Source organism: Anaerobutyricum hallii DSM 3353 (assembly GCF_000173975.1).
GTDB lineage: Bacteria > Bacillota > Clostridia > Lachnospirales > Lachnospiraceae > Anaerobutyricum > Anaerobutyricum hallii.
The window spans coordinates 1-3,709 of record NZ_ACEP01000017.1; the positions used below are offsets into that span (position 1 = coordinate 1).

Here is a 3,709-nt window from a genome sequence, read left to right on the forward strand (position 1 = left end):
TCACCCTATGATGTAACGCCACTTTAGATAGCAATATCTATCGGGGATTAAAGGTCGGAGGTGTAAGCCGTTAGTACGACTGGGCAGTTACAAACCCATGACCTTTAGGTCGTGGGTAGTTGACAAAGGAGGCACTTCTATGGCTTTTTTTGACACCTTAAAACAAAACCTTATGACTGCCAGCCAGGTTACAATGGATAAATCAAAAAATACCGCTGAGATTTTAAAATTAAAAGACCAGATTCGCCAGGATAAACGAGAGATTCGTTCTGCTACTTATAAAATCGGGGAGATTTATCGGGAGCTTCACTCCGAAAACCATGAAGAGGCTTATGAGGATTGAGTGTTTAGAACAGGCGATTGAGTGGAAGGAAGATGCGCTGAAGAATTTGAAACAAGAGGATTAATTGCTCTCTAGATTTTAAAAAAACAAGACGGAAATAAAAAATAAGATATATAGTATCTGTTCCATATCACTGCACGAATAATGCTTACCCGCATTATTCGCTTGCTCCAAAGTCACAGATACTATATATCTATTTTTTTATTTCCTGTCTTTGATAAATTGGAGAGGTTATTCAAATTTTAGGTTACTACTTATACTTTTAAACGCCTGTCCTTGGCTACTTCTCTCCTTCTATGCTTAACAAGAAATCTATTACTCCGTTCCTACTATTTTTAAACTGTCGCCCTCCGATAATGTAAAAATGCCCGTACATCGACAGAATTCTACAAACATGAAAAATAGGTGATTTTGTTTCTCTTTCGTAGAATTAATGAAGGAGATATGGTAAAATATTTGTAAACTTTGGCTGGTCAACAGAAAGTGGGGAAATAAGGTAGAAAAGAAGCGGGAATTCGGGCGATGGATTAAAATAGAAACATATTGGAATGTAAATTCCTTTTGCAAAGTAGGCAACATCGGCTGTTGAGAATTTAAATAGGGACATATCGGAATGTAAATCTAAATGAAATGTAGGTAGCGAGATGAATTGTATAATTTAATAGGGACATATTGGAATGTAAATTCAGTTCCAGCCGCTCCATGTCTTCATCCTGCGGATTTAAATAGAGACATATTGGAAAGATAAGAGCAAACAATTTAATATCAAATCATCATATTATCGCTTTAAATTCATAAAACAATTTACTTTATCACGAAATCAGCATAATTCGTCAGAAAAGCAACAAAAATAGGAAAATATGTGATAATATAATCGAAATGCTATTTATTTGTTTAAAGACTAACTTAGAAACAAAGTTTTTTATAAATAATGCGATAGCGTGAGAAGCAAAGAGGTAATGTGATAATTTGGAGGTGTTTTGATGATTCGTCAGACAGGTTTAGCACAGGCAATTGACATAGCAGAGAATCGTGCAAAGTACGATGAATGTGCAAAGAAATTACTGAGCTATAAGGCAATCATAGCGTGGATTTTAAAATCCTGTACAAAAGAATTTTCACAATACGGAGTGCAGTATATCTGTGATAACTGCTTAAAAGAAGAAGCCGAGGTATCAACCTATGCAGTACATCAGGATGAATTAGATAAGAATGACAAACTGGATGGAGACAAAAGAGTGGAAGGCATGAATACGGAATCCAACTCGATTCAGGAACATACAATATATTATGATATTCGTCTTCCGGCCTTTCTGCCAAAGAGTAACGAAATAGTTCGTTTGATCCTTAACCTCGAAATACAGTTAGATGATACGCCAGGATACCCAATTGTAAAGAGAGGATTTTATTACTGTGGAAGAATGGTTTCCGAACAATATGGAACTGTATTTACAAATGAACATTATGAGAAGCTAGAAAAAGTCTACAGCATATGGATTTGTCCAGATCCGGCGAAAAAACGAAAGAATGGAATTTTTAAATATCACACGGTAGAGGATATAATTTACGGAGAATCCTATACAAAAGAGGAGAATTATGATTTGATGGAGGTAGTAGTTCTCAATCTGGGAGATGCAGATAAGAGTAGTGATTTAGAGATACTAGATTTACTGAATGTATTGTTCTCTGCGACGACAACACCAGAAGAGAAAAAGCAGAGACTAAATGATGAATTTGAGATAGCGATGACAGTAGAATTTGAAAGCGAGGTGCAGGAGATGTGTAATTTAAGCAAGGCTCTTGTAGAGCAGGGAATTAAACAAGGTATAAAACAAGGCATAGAATTAGGAAAAGAGGAAAGAACTCTATCTATGGCGCAGATGATGATACAGGAAAGAGAACCGATTGAAAAAATAGAAAAGTATACAGGCTATACATTAGAAAAGTTAAGAGAGATAGCAACCAAAATAGGAATACCATTAATGACGGAATGAGACAGGAAATATATTGAAATGTAAATAGCATATACATCTTTTAGCATCATTCTCATGGTAGTTAAAATAGAGACATACTGGAACATAATATTTATTCCCCCCGCCAAAGACAGAAAACTAATTATTACAATACAAAGGATTTTCACTTATGAAAGAAAGACTCATTTTTCACGTTGACGTAAATAGTGCCTATTTAAGCTGGGAGGCTGTCCACCAGCTTAAAAATGGTGCTTCTACAGATATCCGAACAATCCCATCGATCATCGGTGGCGATACTTCTTTGCGCAAAGGAGTTGTTCTTGCCAAGTCGCTTCCTGCTAAACGTTTTCGTATTCATACGGGAGAACCGGTTACCGATGCTCTGACGAAATGTCCTACTTTACAAAGTTTTCAACCGAATTTCCCTCTTTATCACAAATATTCCAAAGCTTTCATCACTATTTTAAAGAAATATGCTCCTGTGGTAGAACAGGTTTCTATTGATGAAGCTTACCTTGATATGAGCGGACTTCACTACTTCTACTCTACTCCGCTTGAAGCTGCCGAAAAGATTCAGACCGATATTAGAGAAACTTTAGATTTTACCGTAAATATCGGCATTTCTTCAAATAAACTTCTTGCAAAAATGGCTTCTGATTTTGAAAAACCAGACAAAATCCACACTTTGTTTCCATCTGAAATAGAAAAAAAAATGTGGCATCTTCCTGTTCGCACTCTCTTTTTTACCGGAAGAGCTGCCGCACAAAAGTTAAATCAGCTCGGTATCTATACTATTGGTGACATTGCCAAAAGCAACCCTGACTTTTTAAAGGCACACTTAAATTCTCAAGGAGTTACTTTGTGGAACTATGCAAACGGCAGAGACAATTCTCCTGTTAAAGAATCTCCTGATGCTCCAAAAGGCTATGGGAATTCCACTACTTTAAGCAAAGACCTCACTTCGCTTTCTGAGGCGAAACCTGTCTTATTAGAACTCTGCGAAACCGTCACTAAGCGACTTCGTGAAGATCAGGTTTACGCACAAGTTATTGAAGTAGAACTCAAGGACAGCCATTTTCGCAGGAAATCCCACCAGACAGTCCTTGATTACTCTACAAATACTACTGACGACTTTTATCAAATCAGTGTAAAACTTTTTAAAGAACTCTGGGATGGCACCCCAATCCGGCTTCTTGGAGTACGAGGCGGCAAACTCACCCTCGACAAAATCGAACAGATACAACTTTTCACTGAAACTGCCTCCTCACATGAAAAACGGGAAAAAATGTCAAAGCTCGATGCAGCATTGGATTCCATACAAAAGAAACATGGGAAAAATTCAATAATGAGGGCGAGTAAATTGTGATTTGCCGCAGGCAAGGGAGACACTCCC

The 3,709-nt window shown here is 37.2% G+C and carries 3 protein-coding genes; all 3 read left to right on the plus strand.

Features of this window, described 5'->3' with window-relative positions:
- Positions 1-139: 139 nt before the first annotated feature.
- A complete protein-coding gene (locus EUBHAL_RS01265) occupies positions 140-343 on the plus strand; it encodes a hypothetical protein (protein WP_022170176.1) in 204 nt (67 codons plus the stop codon).
- A gap of 983 nt (positions 344-1,326) precedes the next feature.
- Entirely contained in the window at positions 1,327-2,337 is a 1,011-nt protein-coding gene (locus EUBHAL_RS01270; protein WP_005343839.1) for a PD-(D/E)XK nuclease family transposase, read from the plus strand.
- 148 nt (positions 2,338-2,485) lie between these two features.
- Positions 2,486-3,682: a DNA polymerase Y family protein gene (locus EUBHAL_RS01275; RefSeq protein WP_005343848.1), complete on the plus strand. Its 1,197-nt coding sequence runs from the start codon at positions 2,486-2,488 to the stop codon at positions 3,680-3,682.
- Positions 3,683-3,709 lie beyond the last annotated feature (27 nt).